Origin of the sequence: Gordonia asplenii, assembly GCF_012933505.1 — a bacterium.
GTDB classification, from domain to species: Bacteria; Actinomycetota; Actinomycetes; order Mycobacteriales; family Mycobacteriaceae; genus Gordonia; species Gordonia asplenii.
Genome location: NZ_JABBNB010000046.1, coordinates 1 through 20,661, shown reverse-complemented (window position 1 = coordinate 20,661; position 20,661 = coordinate 1). Strand labels below are relative to the sequence as shown.

The following is a 20,661-nucleotide window of genomic DNA, read 5'->3' as shown; positions in this document are numbered from 1 at the left end:
CGTCAGTCCTCGTCGGTCTTGCGGATCTTGACTTCTTCGTTGGCGATGTCCTTGGCGTCCATCGCCGTCGGAGCGGGCTCGTTGACGACACGCTGACCGTCGTGGGTCAGGTAGCCGTTCTTGAACTTGTTGGTCTCGGCGACCAGGGCCTCGGCCTGATCCGACGAGAGCTTCGCGCCGCCTTCGATCGAGTCGTAGACGCCCTTCGCGTTGTGGTGCAGGTGGCTGAGCAGCTGCTCCTCGAAGTTGCGGATGTCATCGATCGGAACCGAGTCGTAGTGGCCCTCACCGCAGAGGTAGATCGAGACGATCTGGTCTTCGACCGAGTAGGGGCTGTACTGGTCCTGCTTGAGCATCTCGACCCAGCGGGCGCCGCGCTCGAGGCGCGCCTTGGAGGCGTCGTCGAGGTCGGAGGCGAATGCCGAGAACGCTTCGAGCTCACGGAACTGAGCCAGCTCCAGACGCAGCGAACCGGAAACGGCCTTGAGGCCCTTGGTCTGTGCGGCACCACCGACGCGCGACACCGAGGTGCCGACGTTGATCGCGGGACGCACACCCTTGTTGAACAGGTCCGATTCCAGGAAGACCTGGCCGTCGGTGATCGAGATGACGTTGGTCGGGATGAACGCCGAGACGTCGTTGGCCTTGGTCTCGATGATCGGCAGGCCGGTCATCGAGCCCGCGCCGAGAGCGTCGGACAGCTTGGCACACCGCTCCAGTAGACGCGAGTGCAAGTAGAAGACGTCACCCGGGTATGCCTCGCGGCCCGGCGGGCGACGCAGCAGCAGCGAGATCGCGCGGTAGGCTTCGGCCTGCTTGGTCAGGTCGTCGAAGACGATGAGGACGTGCTTGCCGTCGTACATCCAGTGCTGGCCGATGGCCGAGCCGGTGTACGGGGCGAGCCACTTGAAGCCGGCCGAATCCGACGCCGGAGCCGCGACGATGGTGGTGTACTCCATCGCGCCGGCCTCTTCGAGTGCGGACTTGACGCCCGCGATGGTCGAGCCCTTCTGGCCGATCGCGACGTAGATGCAGCGGACCTGCTTGGTCGGGTCGCCGGTCTCCCAGTTCGCCTTCTGGTTCAGGATGGCGTCGATGCAGACCGCGGTCTTGCCGGTCTTGCGGTCACCGATGACGAGCTGACGCTGACCGCGGCCGATGGCGGTCATCGCGTCGATGGCCTTGATGCCGGTCGCGAGGCTCTCCTCGACGGGCTGGCGTTCGAGGACGGTCGCTGCCTGCAGTTCCAGCACGCGCTGCGCCTCGGCCTCGATGTCGCCCTGGCCGTCGATCGGCTGGCCGAGCGGGTTGACGACGCGACCGAGGAACTTGTCGCCGACGGGGACCGAGAGCACGTCGCCGGTGCGGCTGACCTGCTGGCCTTCTTCGATGGTGTCGTAGTCACCCAGGATGACCGCGCCGATCTCGTCCTCGTCGAGGTTGAGGGCAACGCCGAGTACTCCGCCGGGGAATTCCAGCAGCTCGTTGGCCATTGCACCGGGCAGACCGCTGACGTGCGCGATGCCGTCGGATGTATCGGTGACCGTACCGACCTCTTCGCGCGAGGCGTCGGCGTCGAACGACGAGACGTAGCTCTCGATCGCTCCCTTAATCTCGTCTGGTGAGATCGTCAACTCAGCCATGGGGTTCTCGTCCTTCTTCTTGCTTTAGTGGCTTGTGGGATTCGGGGCCAGTGCGGTCAGCGCACTAGCGCGGTAGGTTCTCGGCGGCCGTGGCGAGTCGAGTGGCGACGTCGCCTTCGATGACGTCGTCGCCGACGCTGATCCGCAGCCCGCCCAGCAGTGCCGGATCGATCTCGGTCTGCACCGACATCGCCCGCCCGTAGATGTCTGCCAGCACCGAGGTGAGGCGCGCATGCTGGGCATCGGTCAGGGCCAGCGCGGAGATCACGTGGGCCACGGTCTCGCTGCGCCGCGCGGCGGCGAGTTCGGCGAGGTTGGCGACTGCGATGTCGGCCGGCTGGCCGTTCAGGGTGGTGACCGTCTGGCTCAGCAGCGCCGAGGTGTGCGCGCCGACCTGGTCGCCGAGCACCTGCTGCAGCAGGCTTGCCCGACCGGTACCCGGGGTGTTGTGGTCGGAGAGCAGCCGGGTCAGCTCGGGGTTGGCGTCGAGCAGGCGTCCGACGCGGAAGAGTTCGTCCTCGACGCGGTCGATGACGCCTTCGTTCTCGGCTGCGGCCAGCACCGACAGGTCACTCTGCCGCTGCAGTGCCGCGGTGAAGTCGGCGCCCGTCGACCACTTCTCGGCACTCGCGGTCGCGGTGATCGCGAGGGCGGGCTCGGACACCTTGCCGCTGAGCAGTGAGGTGACGAGGGCCTTCTTGGCGTCGGCGGCGTCCGACGGCTCGGCGAGCTTCTTGCGCAGCACCGGCTGGCTGTTCAGCAACGCGACGATCGACGCGAGCTCACCGCCCAGCGAGGTCAGCGCGGCTGCGTCGAGGCCGCCGGTCACCGCGTTGGCTTCCCGCGAGACGGCCTGTGCCGCTTCACGGCTCGACGCGCGCATGCCGTGCAGCCCGACGAGGTCGGCGCTGGTGGCGACGGCGGTGTCCGGGCGCGCCGAACCCGACATCGCGGAGAGTTCATCGAGGAGCCGGTCGACGGTGGCCGACTGCTCGGCCGGGTCGGACAGCTGCGCACGGACGAGTTCGTCGGCGCGGGCCACCGCGGAACGTCCGAGGTCGCCGCGCAGATCGCGCAGCAGGTTGGCGCGCTGGAGGTCGGCCTGCGAGGCGCCGTGCGCGGCGATGCGCTTGCGCTCGGCCTCCGCGGCCGCATGCAGATCCTCGGTGATGGCTTGGGCGTCGCTGGCACCGTCGGCCTTGAGTTGCTCGGCTTCGACGGCGGCGTCGGCGACGGCCTGGTCATGTGCGGCCTGCGCCTTGATGAGGTTGGCCTTGGCGGCCTCGCTCTCGCGGACCTGATCTTCGATCTTGCTCTGCGACGCTTTCACCGCACGGTTGAGCGGCGGGAATGCGTACTTCCACAATAGGAAGACAATGAGGGCGAAGCCGATCAGCTGCCCAATGAAAATGCTCACTACTTGTTCACCTTCACTTCGGGGCGGCTGTTCACATCGGTCCCGAGAACTCGGCCGGCGAGCGTGCTCGCGAGGTTTTCCAGGTCGCCGCGTGCAGTCGACGCAGCGGTTTCCCCCTGGGCGGCCAGCGCTTCGGCGGATGCGGCGCGGGCCGCATCTGCCTGCGCGGTGGCCTCGTGCCGGGCTGCGGTCAACTCTTCGTTGCCCTGTGCACGCGCGGCGTCGCGCAGGCCGGTGGCCTCGCCCCGCGCGTCCTTCAGTGCAGCCCGGTATTGCGAATCGGCACTCTCGAAGCTCGCCGCAGCGGCCTTGTTGTCCTCGGCCGTCTTAGCCACCATCGCCTCGCGATCCTCGATGGCCTTCTGGATGCCGGGCACCACGAACTTGGCGATCACGGCAAAGACCAGCATGAAGATCACCAGGCACACGAAGAATGTGCCATTGGGGATGAGGAAGTTTTCTGCGGCGAGATTCGTCGTCATGTCGCTCCGTTAGTTGAATCGATCTAGTCGAAAAGACGAATTAGGCCTTGACGCCGCTGATCGGGGTGGCGAACACGAACAGCGCCATGAACGCCAGGTTGATGAAGTACGCGGCCTCGACCAGGCCGACGGTGATGAAGAACGGGGTGAACAGGCGTCCCTGAGCCTCAGGCTGGCGGGCGATACCTGCGATCAGCTGTGCACCGGCGAGACCGTCACCGATACCGGCACCGATAGCGCCACCGGCCATGATCAGGCCGCCGCCGATGAGTGCACCCAGACCAATCAGATTGGGATCCATTGAGAACTTTCCTTTCGGTTGCTGACAAGTGACTTGTCAGGTCTGTGGTCCGGGCCGGCACCGTGCCGGCCAGGAGGTTATTTCAGTGGTGGTCTTGTGGTCCCGCGCGACTCTAGTGAGCGTCTTCTTTAGCCGTGGACTGGCTGAAGTAGAGAATGGTGAGCAGCGCGAAGATGAAGGCCTGGATCAGACCGACGAACAGGTCGAAGGATTTCCAGACCGCGTTGGGCGCCCAGAGGATCCACGCGGGGAACATGGCGATCAGGCCGACCATGATGCCACCGGCGAACATGTTGCCGAAAAGACGGAGGGACAGCGAGATCGGCTTGGCGATCTCCTCGATGACGTTGATCGCCGCGAGGCCCCAGCCGTGGCCCTTCGCCAGCAGTTTGAGGTGAGTCAGTACGCCGCGCTCGATGAAGCCCGCGATGTGGTAGGCGAGGAAGACGAACAGCGCCATCGCATAGACGAAGTTGACGTCGGAGGCCGGCGGCTTGAGCCACTCGCCCGCGGTGGGCGCGCCTTCGTCGTTGGTGGTGCCGAACTGAACCGGCAGTACCGACAGCCAGTTCGCGACGAGGATGTAGACGAACAGTGTCACCGACAGCGGCAGCACGAAGGCACTGATGCGATGGCCGATCGAGCCTTCGACCTGGCTGCGCATCTGGACGAAGATCACCTCGAAGAACGACTGAATCCAGCCCGGCTTGCCGGAGGTGACTTTCGCCTTGACGACGAACGCGAGCGCGATCACGATCAGCGCGGCGACCGCGCTGGCGATCACGGTGTCGCCGTTGACGGTCATGCCGAACCAGTTCCACTGCGGGGTGTGGTGGCCGACCTCGAGCTGGAAGCTCTTCTCTCCGCCCTCTTCGCCCTGCGCCGCGAAGAGGATCGGCGTGGATGACAGGATTGTCATGGTTGCTTACGAAGTCCTTTCATCACCGGAATCACCGTATTCAGAACCAAGATGACCTGACCGATGGCGAGTCCAAACATCACGCCCAGCCCATCGGGCTGAACCAGAAACGCTGCGACCAGCGCGAGGACCGTGATGGTCCCCAGCCGAACCGCGGAATTGACCGCAAGAATCTTCTTGCGGGGGTGCTCTTCGGCGGTGACCGCCTTGACCGAATTGATCACCAGCTGCGCGTTACCGAAGACGGCGATCGTTCCGACCATAAAGAAAACGCCGAACCACGGATGGTTCAGCGCAATGGCTACAGCGGCAACGGCGAGTACGACGATCCCCGCGATAATCGCGGGGCGGCGCATACTGGTCGGTGCGGTGGGGAAAACATATGGCATGGAGTCGGGGGCCGCGGTGGCGCTCATGAGCCTCTCCTCAACTCGTCACGGTGCCCGTCTTTGGACACCAATCATCGTGCGTGCGTCGTCGACCAATCTGGCGCGGCGTAAGCTCACGATTTTCTCAGACTCTATCAAGTGCTTCCAACATGCCCCACCGGGGGGTATGCTCAGCGACCCGATTACTACTACAGCCCATAGTACACGGATGTTTACCAAGGCATTAATCGCGACCGTCGAAGCATGCGACAACGACCGATGACTAGGTCGCCCGACCTACTCCCCCTGCGCGGTCCGCCACCCGGCGACGGTGCGCCTGATCCGTGGCGCGAACGTCGCCAGGAGTGCCAGCACGATGCCGCAGCCGAACACCGGTATCACCACCGAGAGGGTGAACAACGTGCTCGCGGCAACCGAGAACGCCAGCACCGCCACCCACAGGTAGATCACCAGTGCCACCCGGCTCTGCGAATGGCCGAGTTCGAGCAGCCGATGATGAAGGTGCATCTTGTCGGGGGTGTAGAAGCCGACACCCGCCCGGGTGCGGCGGATCACCGCCATCAGCATGTCGAGCATCGGGATGAAGGTGACCGCCGCGACCAGGATCAACGGGGAGAGCAGCGTGAACACGTCGGCCGGACCGTAGGCGTTGATCGCGATGCGGCCCGACGCGCTGGTCGACGCCGCGGCCAGCATCAGGCCGATGAGCATGGCGCCGGAGTCGCCCATGAAGATCCGCGCCGGTGAGAAGTTGTGCGGCAGGAAGCCCAGGCATGCGCCGGCCAGTGCCACCGAGATCAGCGCGGGCGGGTAGTAGCTGACGTCGCCGCCCTGATCGTGCAGCAGACCGAGCGAGAACATGCAGATCGCGAGCGCGGCGATCATGCCCAGCCCGGCCGCGAGACCGTCGAGCCCGTCGACGAAGTTGACCGCGTTGATGGTGGCCACCGTGATTGCGACGGTGAGCAGTCCCGACTGCAACGGGTCGAGCACGAGCGTGCCGATGTTGCCGAACGGCACGTAGAGGACGTACCAGCTGACGCCCATCAGGACCATGACACCCGCCGCGGTGAGCTGACCGGCGAATTTGGTCAGGGCGTCGAGGCCCCACCGGTCGTCGATCACGCCGACCAGAACGATCACCAGGCCGGCCACGATGACCGCGGTCATGTCGGGCGTGTAGGCGAAGCCCCGGTTGAGGGCGGGCAGTTGGGCGGCCAGCGCGATCGCCGCCACCGCGCCGATGTACATGCCGACGCCGCCGAGCCTCGGCGTCGGGATGACGTGGACGTCGCGGACGCGGGGTACCGCGACCGCTCCCGCCCGAATCGCGAACACTCGGACCAACGAGGTGACGAAATAGGTGATCGCGGCCGCGCAGAGCCCGATGAGCATCAGTTCGCGCAGCGGTACGCCGGTGCCGCCGCCACGGTCAGCGGCTAGCTGCCACATCGCTGCCCGATCTGCTCTCGAACCTCCGCACGCGCCGATGCGTCGTGCAGCGCGGTCGCGATCCAGTCGCCGATCTGAGTCATGTCCTCGGTGCCGAAGCCCTGCGCGGTCAACACAGCCAGCCCGACGCGGATCGCGGAACCGTCGGCGACGGACGCGGTGTCGAACGGCAGGACCGCCTTGTCGACGACGATCCCGGCTTCGGCCAGAGCGGCCGCCGCGGCCCGGCCGGTCAGCCCCGACGACGTCACGTCGATCAGCGCGAGATGGGTGTCCGTGCCGCCGCTGACGGTCCGGAACCCGCGTTCGGCGAGTGCGACCGACAGGTCCTGCGCGTTGTCGACGGCGTCCTGAGCGTAACCGGCGAACTCCGGCGTCGACGCCTCGGCGAAGGTGATCGCCTTGGCCGCAATGGAATTCATCGCCGGGCCCCCCTGCAGGAAGGGATAGACCGCCTTCTGCAGCACGGCGGCGTGCTCCGCACGGGCGAGGATCGCCCCACCGCGCGGGCCCCAGAAGACCTTCTGCGTCGACACCGTCACGACGTCGGCGTACGGCACCGGCGAGGGCGCCGCTCCCCCGGCGACCAGCCCGGCGAGGTTCGCCGCGTCGCACCACAGCACGGCCTCGACGTCGTCGGCGATCGAGCGCAGCGCGGCCCAGTCGATATGGCGTGAATAGCTCGACGATCCCGCGACGATGATGCCCGGCCGGTGCACCAGCGCGGTTTCGCGCAGGTGGTCGTAGTCGATGCGCTCGTCGTCGCGGCGCAGCCCGTAGGCGATCGGCGAGAACCAGCGCCCGGAGATGTTGGCGCGCGACCCGTGCGTCTGATGACCGCCGTGCATCAGCCGCAGCGCCAGCACCGGATCGCCCGGCTGCGCGAAGGCCGCGTACACCGCGTGTCCGGCGACCGAACCGGAGATCGGCTGCACATTGGCGTAGTCGGCGCCGAAGAGATCGCGTGCGCGTTCGACGGCGAGCTCCTCCACCTCGTCGACGACGTCGCAGCCACCGTGATAGCGCGCCCCGGGGTAGCCCTCGGCGTACTTGTCGCCGAGGTCGCTGCCCAGCGCGGCCCGCACCGCGGGCGAGGCGATCGACTCGCTGGCGACCAGCTGCAGCGTCGTACGTCGGCGGGTGGTCTCCCGCCCGATCAGATCCGCGATCCGCGGGTCCGCGGTACGCAGCGCTGTGGCCGAGAAGTCCTGCGGCCCAACGGTTTCGCTCATGAACGAGCCTGCAGCAGGTCGGCGACGTCGACGTCGAGGACGTCGGCGATCGCCGCCGCGCTGACTGCCCCCTCCCGCAGAATGCGCGGGGTCGGCGTCGACACGTCGACGATCGTCGACGCGACTGCGAGTGCTGCCGGTCCACCGTCGAGATACACCGATACGGTGTCGCCCAACTGATCTCGCGCTTCGTCGACGGTGGTCGCCGGGGGGAAGCCGGACACGTTGGCGCTGGACAGGGCCATCGGCCCCACCTCGCGCAGGATCTCGATCGCCACCGGGTGCAGCGGCATCCGCAACATCACGGTGCCGTCGGTGTCGCCGAGGTCCCACGCCAGCGACGGCGCCTGCTTGACGACCAGACTCAGTCCACCGGGCCAGAACGCCCGTACCAGATCGCGGGCCTGCTGCGACACCGACAACACCAGTCCCTCGATGGTGTTCCACGAGCCGACCACGACCGGCACCGGCATGTCGCGGCCGCGGTTCTTGGCGGCCAGCAGATCGGCTACGCCGTCGGAATCGAAAGCGTCACAACCGATTCCGTATACGGTGTCGGTCGGCATGACGACCAGGCGGCCACCCTTGGCCGCGCGGACCGCGGCGTCGATGCCTGCCGAACGGGTCTGCGGATCATTGCAGTCGAAAAGCGTGCTCACCTGATTCATCCTTCCACGCGCGTCGCCGTGACGAACCGTGGCCGTCCGGCCAAGTCGCGATGCCCCAGGACACCGGCGAAGAGTCCGTCCTCGACGAGCTGCCCCGCCACCAGATCGCCGGTCGCGTCGTCGTGTTCGACGCCCACCAGTCCGCCGGGGCGGCATACCTGCGCGAGTACCGGAATCATCGGCGTGATGACGCTCATTCCGTCGTCGCCGGCGAACACCGCTTCGGCGGGGTCGATGTCGACCTCCGGGTCGACCTCGGTGTCCTCGGGGACATACGGCGGATTGGCGACGATCATGTCGCACGACGCCGGGGCGATCCACTTGGCGATGTCGGCGGATCGGGTCACGTCGGCGTGGACGACGGTGATCCGCGACGCCACGGCGTCGGGTTGCGCCTCGATGTTGCGTTTGAGCCACATCAGCGCCGACAGCGACTCTTCGACGGCGATGAGCCGCGCCCGCGGCAGTTCAGTGGCCAGCGAGATGGCCAAAGCTCCACTGCCACTGCAGAAGTCGGCGATGACACAGTCGGCTGACGGCACCGCCGACAGGGCCCATTCGGCCAGCAGTTCGGTTTCCGGACGGGGGATGAACACACCGTTGCCGACCTGGAGCTCGACCGTGCGGAAAGCCGCCGTGCCCACCAGGTGCTGCAGCGGATAGCGCGCTCGTCGTACCGCCACCAGGCGCGCGAACTCGACCATGGCGTCGGCGTCGAGGTCGTCGAGGACCAGCAGCCGCCCGCGATCGACACCCGCGACATGCGCGAGCAGCCACTGCGCGTCGGTCCGCGGCGACGGAACGTCGGCGTCGGCGAGTACCGCACTGGCCCACGCCAACTGATCGGCGACCCGCGGTGACGCGGGCTGCTCGACGACGCCGGCGGTCCGACTTGCGTTGGGCGTCACTGCGCTTGCAGGCGCGCCTGCTTGTCGGCGTCGACGAGGGCATCGAGCAGCGCGTCCATCTCGCCGTTGAGCACGGCGTCGAGGTTGTTCGCCTTGTAGCCGATCCGGTGATCGGTGATGCGGTTCTCCGGGAAGTTGTAGGTGCGGATGCGCTCGGACCGGTCGACCGTGCGGATCTGCGCCGCACGTCCCTCGGCCGCGGCAGCGTCGGCCTCTTCCTCGGCGAGCGCCTGCAGACGCGCGGCGAGGACCTGCATGGCGCGCGCCTTGTTCTGCAGCTGCGACCGTTCGTTCTGGCAGGTGACGACGATGCCGGTGGGCAGGTGGGTCAGGCGGACCGCGGAGTCGGTGGTGTTGACGCCCTGCCCGCCCTTGCCGGAGCTGCGGTAGACGTCGACGCGCAGATCGGATTCGTCGATGACGACTTCGGCGACCTCTTCGGGTTCGGGGTAGATGAGCACACCGGCCGCCGAGGTGTGGATGCGTCCCTGCGACTCGGTGACCGGCACACGCTGCACCCGATGCACGCCGCCCTCGAACTTCAGCCGCGACCACACGCCGTCGCGCGTCGCCTCTTTCGACTTGATCGCGATGGTGGCCTCTTTGTAGCCGCCGAGATCGGATTCGGTGACCCCGAGCAGCTGCGCCTTGAATCCGCGCCGCTCACAGTATTTGAGGTACATGCGGGCCAGGTCGGCGGCGAACAGTGCCGATTCCTCGCCGCCCGCACCGGACTTCACTTCCAGCACGACGTCGTCGCCGTCGTGGGGGTCACGGGGCGCGAGCAGATCGGTGAGCGTCGCGTCGAGGTCGGCGACCAGTTCGGTCAGCGCGGGAATCTCCTCGGCGAACGCGGCGTCGTCGGCGGCCAGCTCCTGTGCGGCGGCGAGGTCATCGCGGGCCGTCTGCAGCTTCTGATAGGTCGCCATGACCGGTGCGAGCTCGGCGAACCGCTTGCCGACGCGCCGCGCGGCCGACGGATCGTCGTGCAGCGACGGATCGGACAGCTGCTGTTCCAGGCCCGCGTGCTCGGCCAAGATGTCGTCGATCGCCGATGGCGCGTCGTGGGTGCTCACTGTCATCCCCTTCCTGGTGTGGTCGTCGTACGCGTGCCGCGGAAAACCGCGACCGCCCGATAGCAAACGACACCCGACCTGCACTCGCGTGCAGTCCGGGTGCCGTCGGTGAAGCTAGGCGTCGGCCTTGGCGGTCTTCGTGCGCTTGCCGTAGCGAGCCTCGAAGCGTGCGACGCGGCCGCCGGTATCGAGGATCTTCTGCTTACCCGTGTAGAACGGATGGCACTGCGAGCAGACTTCGACGTTGATCCGGCCGTCGGCCTTGGTGCTGTGGGTCTCGAAAGTGTTGCCACAACCGCAGACGACGGTGGTCGCCACGTAATCGGGGTGAATGCCCTGTTTCATGATGGATGTCCCTTTCTAGTGGTCGCCGGGTCACCGTCGGGGATCGACGGTGTGAACCGGAACCGGACTCGACCGACCAGTATGCCACGGCGGGTGGGTGTCGAACCAAATCGCACCGCGCAACAGTCGATCCGACAGTGTTAACACTGCTCGCGGCGTCGACATTCCCCGAGCCCGACGGCGGCCCAGTGTGAGCCAGATGACACTCAACACCCCTGTCGCGGCCGGGTGTCTCTATTAAAATCGGTAGTCACGCGCGCCGGGAACGCATCACCGACCCCTTCCCCACTTCTCACCGCATATGACTTCGACGCCACTGCACAACGCCGCCTCGCACACTCACCGTCCCGCCTCCCCGACGACGCCGACGCGTCCCGAACGCCGCAAGCGTTCGACATGGGGCCGCAAGAATCCGTACCGCGCCGCCATCGTCGAGCGCACTCGCCTGTCCGGGCCGGATTCGGAGAAGGAAGTACATCATCTCGTCGTCGATCTCGGCGACAGCGGCATCGAATACCAGCCGGGTGACGGCATCGGCGTGACGCCGATCAACGACCCGACCCTCGTCGAGGCCCTGCTCACGCGCCTCGACGCCGATCCGGAGACGCTCGTCACCGTCGGGCGCGACGAGGTGACGCTGCGTGAGGCCTTGACCCACCGCGTCGAGATCTCGACGCCGTCGACGTATTTCGCAGACTTCCTGGCCGCGCGGCTGCCCGGTTCCGAGCTGGCCGGCGTCGTCGGCGCCGACGACCCCGCCGCGCTGACCGCGTGGCTGCGCGGCAAAGACGTCCTGGACCTGCTCGACGTCGACGCGGAGTTACGTCTCGATCCGCGGGAATTCGTCGCCGAGTTGGCACCGCTGGCCCACCGCACGTATTCGATCGCCTCGAGTCCCACCGAACACGCCGGAACCGTGCACATCACGATGTCCACGGTCCGCTACCACGCGGGCGACCGTCAGCGCGGCGGCGTCTGCTCGACCTACCTCGCCGACCGGCGCACCGTCGGGCATCCCGAAGACGCTCATATCGGCGTCTTCGTGACGGCCAACCGCACCTTCCGCCTGCCCGCACCGGACACCAAGGTCATCATGGTCGGCCCCGGCACCGGCATCGCGCCGTTCCGGGCGTTCCTCTACGAGCGCAAGGCCACCGCGGCGACCGGCGAGAACTGGTTGTTCTTCGGTGATCGACGCCGCGATCACGACTTCCTGTACGCCGACGAACTGTCCGGGTTCGTCGACGACGGCCTGCTGTCGCGCCTGGACCTCGCCTTCTCACGGGACCAGGAGCACAAGGTGTACGTCCAGGATCGCATGCGCGAGCAGGGCGCCGACCTGTACCGATGGCTGGCCGACGGCGCCCATCTCTACGTCTGCGGCGACGCCGAACAGATGGCCGTCGACGTCGATGCGGCGCTGCACGACATCGTCGCCGAGCACGGCGGACACTCCGCCGAGGAGGCAGCCGAGTTCGTCGCGGTGCTCAAGAAGGACAAGCGGTATCTGCGCGACGTGTACTGACGTCGGCGGCCACAGTAAGGTACGTCACAAAGGTTAGGCTTAGCTAAATTACCCGCTAGACTCTCAGCTGTCGCTTCAACGGCGCAGCGGCGCCACCCACCCTCACACCGGGTTCACCCCGGCCGGGTGGGTGTCTGCGTAACTCCGTCTGGGTTGAGAGTGTGGGACGTACATGGTGCCAGTTGCACCGCAGCCGTTGCTGTGGGATCCGAATGATGAGAAGAGCAGTTGCGGGGTCGGGTTCATCACCCGCAAGGACGGCGTGCAGGGGCACGACGTCATCGATCGAGCACGTGAGGCGCTGTGCTCGGTCCCGCATCGCGGCGGGATGTCCGCACTCGGTGTCGGCGACGGCGGCGGAGTCTCCATGGACTTGTCGCAGAGCTTCTTCCGCAAGATCACCGGTCGCGCCGACCTGAATCTCGGACAGTTCTGCGTCGGGAACTTCTTCCTACCCGACGGCCCCGGCCGGGCCCGCGCCATCGAGCTGATCGAACGCGTGATGACCGACCGCGGGTTCACCGTACTGACGATTCGCCGAGTGCCGGTGGACGATTCGGTGCTGCGACCGGCTGCCGTCGCGCTGCAGCTGCCGATCACCCAGTGGGTCTTCGCGGCCCCGTCACCCTGCCCCGGGCCCGCCGACCTCGACCGACTCATCCAGCAGGCGCTGCTGCGGATCGAGTCGACCGGTTTCACGCGGCCCGAGTTGGCCGGCCTGTACCCGTTGTCGCTGTCCGCGCGCACCCAGGTGCTCAAGGGACGGTTGTCCTCGCCCGAGGTGGTGGACTACTTCACCGATCTCTCCGACGACGACCATCGGGTCCACACGCTCTACTTTCACACCCGCTTCTCCACCAACACCGACCCGCACCCGACGATGGCGCAGCCGTTCCGGTACCTGGCGCACAACGGCGAACTCAACACCGACAAGAAGAATCGGATCGCCCAGGTCGCCGACGCCGCGGCGCACCGGCGGACGATCGTGCGTCCGCCGGGACAGTCCGACAGCTGCCGCCTCGATCAGACGGTCGCCGCCCGCATCACGGCGACGGGGATGGGAGACGTCGACGACGACGTCGATCTCGTCACCGCGATCGTCTCGATGATGCCGCCGGCCTGGGAGAACGACCCCACCCTCTCGCCGCGGGTGCGCGCGATGTTCGAATACTTCTCGCTGTTCGAGGAGAAGAACGACGGCCCCGCCGCGGTGGTGTTCGGCGACGGCACGGTCATCGGCGCGCGCCTGGACCGGCTCGGGCTGCGTCCACTGCGCACCCTGGAGACTTCGGAGTACCTGTGCGCCTTCTCCGAGGCCGGCCAGATCTCGGTGCCACCGGAGTCGGTCCTCTCCCGGGGGCGCGTACGTGCCGGTGGCATGATCTACTACGACCACCGCGACCATCGCACGTACACCACCGAGGACTGTTACGAAAACCTCGCTGCCGCACGGGATTACCCGGCGCTGCTGGCGGCGTCGAAGGTCGATCTCGCGGACCTGCCGAGTCCCGCCGCAGCGGAGGTCGCCGCGGCGATCGATCACCCCGCCGCCGCCTATCGCGCGTACTACCTCGACCAGGAGAGCCTGCGCTTCTTCATGGATCCGATGATCGGCGACGGCGCCGAGCGGGTCTCGGCGATGGGTTTCGGCAACGCCGTCAACGCCTTCACCGACATCGAACCCAATGTCGCGCGCTTCTTCTCGCAGCGATTCGCCCAGGTCACCAACCCTCCGCTGGATTCGATCCGGGAGGCCGACGGCATGACGCTGCGGGTGGCGCTGGGTCCGCGCGCCGACCGCGTCGACCGTTCGCCGATCCGACGGGTGGTGCTGCGCACTCCGATTCTGACGGCCACCGACCTCGCGGTGCTGCGCGTGCAGGACGAGGTTCCGATCGAGGTCTTCGACGCGGTCTTCCCCGTGCAGCCATCCGACGACACCGCCACCGCGGTGCACAGCGTCACCGCGGCCATGACCCGACTCGGCGACCGCGTCGTCGAGTTCGCGCGCACCGGCGGCATCGCTGTCATCAGTGACCGCGCGGTGTCCGCGGCGTCGGCCGCGTTACCGATGATCTTCGCTGTCTCGGCGATCAATCAGCGGCTCGTCGACGCCGGTCTGCGACTGAAGGTTTCGCTGATCGCCGACACCGGCCAGATCGAGTCGTCGCATCACCTCGCGGCTGTGCTCGGCTTCGGCGCCGCCGCCGTACACCCGCACTCGGTGGCCCGACGGGCCGCTGAACTCGCCGCGGCCGACGACATCCTCCTCGGGCAGGCCGGCTTCGATCGCTGGGCGCGCGCCGCGGAGAAGTCGCTGTGCAAGACGATGGGTCGGGTCGGGCTGTGCACCGTGGAAAGCTATATCGGCGGCGAATTCTTCGAGCCGAACTTCCTCGACACCGCCGACGGTCAGCTGCACGGGTGGTTCCCGGATCTGCGTTCACCGGTCGGCGGCGTCGGTCTCGAGCCGATCGTCGCCGCCCTGCTCCGCGCGCATCGGGCCGCGTTCGGTCCCGAATCACCGCGCACCGCAACCGATCTCCCGTTGCTCGGACTGTTCAAGGAACGCTCCGACGGAGCCGGACACTCGTTCGGCACCGTCGCGGTGCGGACCTACGGTGATCTGACCGCAGAGGCGATCGCCTTCCCGTCGACCGATCCCGACGCCGACACGGCACCGCGCGACGATGCCAACGCGCTGCGTCGCCTCACGCTGACCGGCCTCGACGACGCCTTCGGTCTCGACGCCGAAGCATATGTCGACACCAGCTTCGACCGGCTGCGGCCCGAGCAGATCGACGCCTTCGAGATCACCCCCGCATACCGGGCATTCGTCGCCGAACTCACCGACGCTCGCGCGCTGCGGCCCAGCGCGTTGCGCGACGTCCTCGCGTTCCCCGACCCCGCGCGGCTGACACCGATCGCGCTGGCCGACGTCGCGCCCGCACACGAGATCACCGCGACGTTCGCGTCCGGCGCGATGAGCCACGGTGCGCTGGTGGCTCCGGCGCACGAAGCGGTGGCGCACGGAACGAATATGGTCGGCGGTCTGTCGAACAGCGGCGAAGGCGGCGAGCACATGTCGCGCTATGGCACGCTGCGGGCATCGCGGATCAAGCAGTTCGCGTCCGGGCGGTTCGGCATCTGGGCGGGCTACCTCGCCGACCCGATGCTCGACGAGCTGGAGATCAAGATCGGCCAGGGCGCCAAACCCGGTGAGGGCGGCCAACTTCCGGCGCCCAAGGTGACCGTCGAGATCGCCGCCGCGCGGGGCGGCACACCCGGCGTCGAATTGGTCTCGCCGCCACCGCATCACGACACGTACTCGATCGAGGACCTGGCCCAACTCATTCACGACTGCAAAGCCGCGCGGGTGCGGGTGATCGTGAAACTCGTGTCCTCCGAAGGCATCGGCACCATCGCGGTCGGCGTGGCGAAGGCCGGCGCCGACGTGATCAACGTCGCGGGCAACACCGGGGGAACCGGCGCGGCATCGGTGAGCAGCCTGCGCTACGCCGGGCGGGCCGCCGAGATCGGTCTGTCGGAAGTACATCAGGCTCTGTGCGCCAACGGTTTACGGCAGAAGGTCGTGCTCCGCGCATCCGGTGCGCATCAGATCGGCCGCGATGTCGTGTGCTCGGCGCTGCTCGGCGCCGACAGCTTCGAGTTCGGCACCGCCGCACTGATGATGGTCGGCTGCGTGATGGCCAAGAACTGCAACGTCAAGTGCCCGGCCGGGCTCACCACGAATCCCGAAGTGTTCGAAGGGGATCCACGTGCGATGGCGCAGTACCTGTGCAACCTCGCCCACGACGTCCGCGAGACGCTCGCCGCTCTGGGGCTGCCCAGTCTGCGCGCCGCACGGGGCCGGACCGATCTGCTGCACCTGCTCGAGCACCCCGCGATCGTCGGTGACCTGCGGGTCGACGCCCTCCTGGGTTCGGTCGACGAACCCGTCATCGTCGACCCGGTCTACCTCGAACGCGACTATGCCGTCGACGACATCGCGTTCGCGCAGGTCCGTGCGGCTCTGCTCGACGACGGTGCCGACAGCGTCGCCGTGACACCCGTCGTCCTGCACAACCGCAACAAGAGCGTCGGCGCGCAACTCGCCGTCGACATCGAGCGGCTGCTCAACTACGAACTCGACGGTGCCGCCGTCGGCGCGTTGTCCTGCGCCGACCTCGACGACCGCGGGCGGCGATACCTCCGGCCGGACACGGTGCGGATGGCCACCGGTGGATCGGCGGGGCAGTCCTATGCCGCCTTCTGCAATGACGGAATGGCGTTGACCCACACCGGAACCTGCAACGACGGTGTCGGCAAGTCGATGTCCGGCGGCACGGTCACCGTGCTGTCGCCGGGCGGCGGGTCCGCGGTCACCGGGGGCAACGTGCTGATCGGCAACTTCGCGCTGTTCGGCGCCACCGGCGGCCGGCTGTTCGTCGCCGGTGAGGCAGGCGATCGCTTCGCGGTGCGCAACTCCGGCGCGACGGCCGTCGTCGAAGGCATCGGCGAGTACGGCTGCGAGTACATGACCAACGGCGCGGTGCTCAACCTGGGCGACTACGGCAACGGTCTGGGCAACGGGATGAGCGGCGGCTTTCTCTACCAGTACGATCCGGCGTGCCGGCTCGACGAGGCGATCAGCTCGTCGTCGGTGATCGTCGGCGCGATCACCGGCGTCGACGATCCGCTCGCGCCGATACACCACGCCGCGGTGTACCACCTGCTCCACATGCACGCCGCCGCAACACGATCGCCGCTGGCGGCCCGGCTCCTGCAGAACTGGGAGACCGAGCGTCACTACATCGCATACGCGATGCCGCGAGCGCTGGCCGCCTATCAGGACAGCGACGCACTCGCGGCGTCGATCGGTCGTCGCGCGCTGCTCGACGAGCTGTCGACCGCACTGGCCGCCGACCAAGTGCGCAAGCTGAAAGTCAGCCTGCGACACGGTGATCCGGTGGCCGGCGGGGTGGTGCCCGCGTACGGCCACACCGACGACGCGGACATGTTCGGGCTGCTCAACGCGTTCACGGTGTTCGCCTTCGCCCGCGACGTCGCGACCAAACGACTCGCACGCGGTGGGCGGTTTGGCGACGCCCGCTGGAGTGAGAGCCAAATCGGTACCGCCGCAGCCAATCTCGTGCTCACCGAGGACCACGATCTGTTGACCAAGATCGGTCGCTACGCGCGTGACATCCTCGACGGCTACTCGCACGAGCAACTCGCCGCGCTGATCGCCACCAAACGGGTGGACGACTACAAGCAGGCGCTCGGTCTGCGCAACGTCCGGTCGATGGACGCGCCCGCGACATACGGCTGGATCCTGCACCAGGACCGCAAGAACGCCGAGAAGTTGGGCGCTCTGCCGAATTTCGACGAATTGTTCGCCGCCGCGGCCGTCCCCGACGTCGCCGCCGCCCTCCACACCTCCGAAAGGGCCGGTTGATCCCATGCAACTCCCCTACATCCCCGCCGACGTCCCCTTCTCCGGCGACCAGAAGGCGTGGCTGGCAGGATTTCTCGCCGGCCTCAACACGCGCATCACCATGGCACCGGCGGCACCGGGACTCCCGGCGGTCGCCGGCACCGCGGCGGCCGCAGCCGCCGACACCGGATCAGTCGCAGTCCAGATCGTCTACGGCACACAGACCGGCACGGCCGAGTTCCTCGCCGACGAGGCTGCGAATGCGGCACGCGCCAAGGGCTTCGTGCCGCTGGTGTGCGGCCTCGACGAATTGGAGATCTCGACGCTCGCCGCGGTCCGTCGGCTGCTGGTGATCACCTCGACCTACGGCGAGGGCGACATGCCCGACAACGCCGAGTTGTTCTGGCAGGCGCTCGCCGCACCCAGCGCTCCCCCGCTGGCGGGACTGTTCTTCAGCGTTCTGGCCCTGGGCGATTCGAGCTACGACGGGTTCTGCCAGGCCGGCAAGAACATCGACGCGCGCCTCGCCGAGCTCGGGGCCACGCGGGTGCTCGATCGCACCGACTGCGATCTCGACTTCGAGGAGCCGGCGGCCGGTTGGACCGCCGCCGCACTCGACGCGCTGACCGGCGTCGACGCCGACGTCGTGCCGGCGGGCGACACGCCACCGTCGACCTCGACCGAAACGACCGTGCCGCCGAAGTCGCAGTGGGGCCGCAAGAATCCGTATCGGGCGACGATTCTCGCGAACACCGTGCTGTCGGGGCCGGGCTCGGACAAGGAAGTGCGCCACGTGGTGCTGTCGCTCGGTGACAGCGGCATCACCTATCAGCCCGGCGACGGCGTGAGCATCGCGCCGATCAACGACCCAGCGCTGGTCGCGGCGATCATCGACCGGCTCGGTGTCCCCGGCGACACGGTCGTCGCCGATCGCAAGGGTCAGACCACGCTCACCGACGCACTGACCCACCGGTTCGAGATCTCCGCACCGTCGAAGTACCTCGTCGACTACATCGCCCAGCGCAGCGGCGACCCCGAGTTGACCCACCTCACGGCGACCGGCGACCGCGAGGCGCTCGACGCGTGGCTCTGGGGCAAGGACGTCCTCGATCTGCTCGACGTCGACGCCGCACTGCACATCACCCCCGAGGAGCTCCTCGCCGAACTGCGGCCGCTGCAACCGCGCGTGTACTCGATCTCGTCGAGCCCGCTCGCCCACGCCGACACCGTGCACATCACCATGGCGACCGTGCGCTACCGCTCCGGCGAGCGCATGCGCGGGGGCGTGTGTTCGACGTTCCTCGCCGATCGCTGCGACGTAGGACGGGACGTCGGAGTGTTCATCTCCACGAACAACTCGTTCCGCCTGCCCGCCGACGACAGCGCCGTCGTCATGATCGGCCCGGGCACCGGAATCGCGCCGTTCCGCTCCTTCCTCCACGAGCGTGCCGCTCGCGGGGCGTCGGGCCGCAACTGGCTGTTCTTCGGTGCGCAACACCGCGCCGACGACTTCAGTTACGCCGACGAACTCGACCAACTGACCTCCGACGGTGTGCTCACCAGGCTGGACCTCGCCTTCTCACGTGATCAGGACCACAAGGTGTACGTGCAGGATCGCATGCGCGACGCGGGCGCCGAGCTGTTCGCGTGGCTCGACGGCGGCGCGCATCTGTACGTCTGCGGCGACGCGACCCGGATGGCCCGCGACGTCGACGCCGTTCTGCACGACATCGTCGCCGAGCACGGCGGCTTCGATCCTGCTGCGGCGCAGGACTACATCAACGCACTGAAGAAATCCAAGCGCTACGTGCGCGACGTCTACTGAACCGATGGGAAACGACAACGATGTCTGCACCACATGATTCCGCTGCGACGAACGACCTCGACGAGCTGCTGAGCACACCCGACTTCGCGGGGCAGTTGCTGCGCGGCTGCCCCGGACGGGTCGCGCGGCATCTGCCGCTGCTCGACCAGGTCGTCGGGGTGACCGTCGCCGGGCCGGTCATCATGAACGACGTCGGCGTCTACGCCGATCCCACCGGAATGGGCGGCCCCATCCGCTGTCAACCGTCGCAGATCACCGTGCGGCTCAACGCCTCGCACCTGCGCACCGCGTTGATCACCGAGCCGGCCGGGCAGGGCATGCCCGCGACGCTGCGGTTCTTCGACGCCGACGGCGGATGTGCGCATGTCACCTACCTGACCGACCGGTCCGATCGCCTGGCCTTCGAGTCGCTCACACTCGCCGGGTATCTGACGCCGATCACCGGTGACGATCTGGATGCGCACCCGTTGGCGCTGCGGTTCGGCCAGTTCGATCAGCTCGACCAGTTCGATTCGGTGCTCTTCGACGGTGGGCCGGCCCGGCTGCGCTCACTGCCCCAACCCCATTCGGGCGCCACCCAGGTACCGTTGCGACGGGTCATCGGCGCCCTGAGTCACGCCGCACTGCTGTCGATGCCCGCGACGCTCGTCGCCGGGGCGTCGGGCTGCCTGCAGATGCGCAGCGGCCTGCTGACCGGATCCCGGGAACATGAGGGGTCGATGGTGTTGGCGTCGGGCAGCGGCCGCACGATGATCGACTTCTCCCTGCTCAAGCAAGCATGGGTGACCTGGGCAAACGGCGCATGCGGCCGAACCGGTTCAATCGAGCTCTACGACGATTCGGGCCGCTGCCGATTCATCGCCACCCAAACCGGACCGCAGACGAGAGCCGCCGCTGCCGGGTGGGAGCAACTGATGGGCGACATCGTCGACGACGAGCCGGCGTAGGCAGACCCGGATCCACAAATTCCCCGGACCCGGGAGTGTCCTGGCGGCAACGCAGGACACTGCGGGTTCGGGGAAATTGTGGGCGGTGACTCTAG

General features: G+C 67.6%; 16 protein-coding genes. 4 read left to right on the top strand and 12 right to left on the bottom strand.

The annotated features are described in order from the left end of the window. Positions 1–2: 2 nt before the first annotated feature. From atpA to rpmE, 12 genes are all read right to left on the bottom strand, one after another. Positions 3–1,643, bottom strand: coding sequence for a F0F1 ATP synthase subunit alpha (gene atpA, locus HH308_RS27500; protein WP_170197478.1), 1,641 nt, complete (start codon positions 1,641–1,643; stop codon positions 3–5). A 64-nt stretch (positions 1,644–1,707) separates the two neighbouring features. Further along, complete coding sequence (locus HH308_RS27495) at positions 1,708–3,060, bottom strand: F0F1 ATP synthase subunit B/delta (protein ID WP_170197477.1); 1,353 nt, start codon at positions 3,058–3,060, stop codon at positions 1,708–1,710. Beyond that, positions 3,060–3,542: a F0F1 ATP synthase subunit B gene (locus tag HH308_RS27490; protein WP_170197476.1), complete on the bottom strand. Its 483-nt coding sequence runs from the start codon at positions 3,540–3,542 to the stop codon at positions 3,060–3,062. The genes HH308_RS27495 and HH308_RS27490 overlap by 1 nt, the downstream gene beginning before the upstream one ends. A 40-nt stretch (positions 3,543–3,582) precedes the next feature. Next, positions 3,583–3,843, bottom strand: coding sequence for a F0F1 ATP synthase subunit C (locus tag HH308_RS27485; protein WP_170197475.1), 261 nt, complete (start codon positions 3,841–3,843; stop codon positions 3,583–3,585). A 112-nt stretch (positions 3,844–3,955) separates the two neighbouring features. After that, on the bottom strand, positions 3,956–4,762 hold the full coding sequence (gene atpB, locus HH308_RS27480) for a F0F1 ATP synthase subunit A (RefSeq protein ID WP_170197474.1): 807 nt from the start codon (positions 4,760–4,762) through the stop codon (positions 3,956–3,958). Next, complete coding sequence (locus tag HH308_RS27475; RefSeq protein WP_170197473.1) at positions 4,759–5,178, bottom strand: ATP synthase subunit I; 420 nt, start codon at positions 5,176–5,178, stop codon at positions 4,759–4,761. Before HH308_RS27475 ends, atpB begins: the two co-directional genes overlap by 4 nt. Positions 5,179–5,427: 249 nt before the next feature. Further along, positions 5,428–6,603, bottom strand: coding sequence for a glycosyltransferase family 4 protein (locus HH308_RS27470; protein ID WP_170197472.1), 1,176 nt, complete (start codon positions 6,601–6,603; stop codon positions 5,428–5,430). Continuing rightward, positions 6,591–7,835: a serine hydroxymethyltransferase gene (gene glyA, locus HH308_RS27465; protein ID WP_170197471.1), complete on the bottom strand. Its 1,245-nt coding sequence runs from the start codon at positions 7,833–7,835 to the stop codon at positions 6,591–6,593. The genes HH308_RS27470 and glyA overlap by 13 nt, the downstream gene beginning before the upstream one ends. Beyond that, on the bottom strand, positions 7,832–8,494 hold the full coding sequence (locus HH308_RS27460; RefSeq protein ID WP_170197470.1) for an L-threonylcarbamoyladenylate synthase: 663 nt from the start codon (positions 8,492–8,494) through the stop codon (positions 7,832–7,834). The genes glyA and HH308_RS27460 overlap by 4 nt, the downstream gene beginning before the upstream one ends. 5 nt (positions 8,495–8,499) lie before the next feature. After that, positions 8,500–9,411 (bottom strand): peptide chain release factor N(5)-glutamine methyltransferase, encoded by a 912-nt coding sequence (gene prmC, locus HH308_RS27455; RefSeq protein ID WP_170197469.1) that lies wholly within the window; start codon positions 9,409–9,411, stop codon positions 8,500–8,502. Next, positions 9,408–10,493, bottom strand: a complete 1,086-nt coding sequence (prfA, locus tag HH308_RS27450) for a peptide chain release factor 1 (protein WP_211188924.1) — start codon at positions 10,491–10,493, stop codon at positions 9,408–9,410. The genes prmC and prfA overlap by 4 nt, the downstream gene beginning before the upstream one ends. A gap of 108 nt (positions 10,494–10,601) precedes the next feature. Continuing rightward, the gene (gene rpmE / locus HH308_RS27445) at positions 10,602–10,832 is read right to left on the bottom strand and encodes a 50S ribosomal protein L31 (protein WP_170197467.1); all 231 of its coding nucleotides are present in this window, start codon (positions 10,830–10,832) and stop codon (positions 10,602–10,604) included. 301 nt (positions 10,833–11,133) lie between these two features. Between rpmE and HH308_RS27440 the strand changes: the two genes are divergently transcribed. The 4 genes from HH308_RS27440 (at position 11,134) to HH308_RS27425 (ending at position 20,566) form a co-directional block, all read left to right on the top strand. Then, positions 11,134–12,357: a sulfite reductase subunit alpha gene (locus HH308_RS27440; RefSeq protein ID WP_170197466.1), complete on the top strand. Its 1,224-nt coding sequence runs from the start codon at positions 11,134–11,136 to the stop codon at positions 12,355–12,357. A gap of 172 nt (positions 12,358–12,529) precedes the next feature. After that, positions 12,530–17,815 (top strand): glutamate synthase-related protein, encoded by a 5,286-nt coding sequence (locus HH308_RS27435; RefSeq protein WP_170197465.1) that lies wholly within the window; start codon positions 12,530–12,532, stop codon positions 17,813–17,815. A gap of 4 nt (positions 17,816–17,819) precedes the next feature. After that, positions 17,820–19,619, top strand: coding sequence for a sulfite reductase subunit alpha (locus HH308_RS27430; RefSeq protein WP_170197464.1), 1,800 nt, complete (start codon positions 17,820–17,822; stop codon positions 19,617–19,619). Positions 19,620–19,639: 20 nt separating this feature from the next. Then, positions 19,640–20,566, top strand: coding sequence for a ChuX/HutX family heme-like substrate-binding protein (locus tag HH308_RS27425; protein WP_170197463.1), 927 nt, complete (start codon positions 19,640–19,642; stop codon positions 20,564–20,566). The last annotated feature ends 95 nt before the right edge of the window (positions 20,567–20,661 follow it).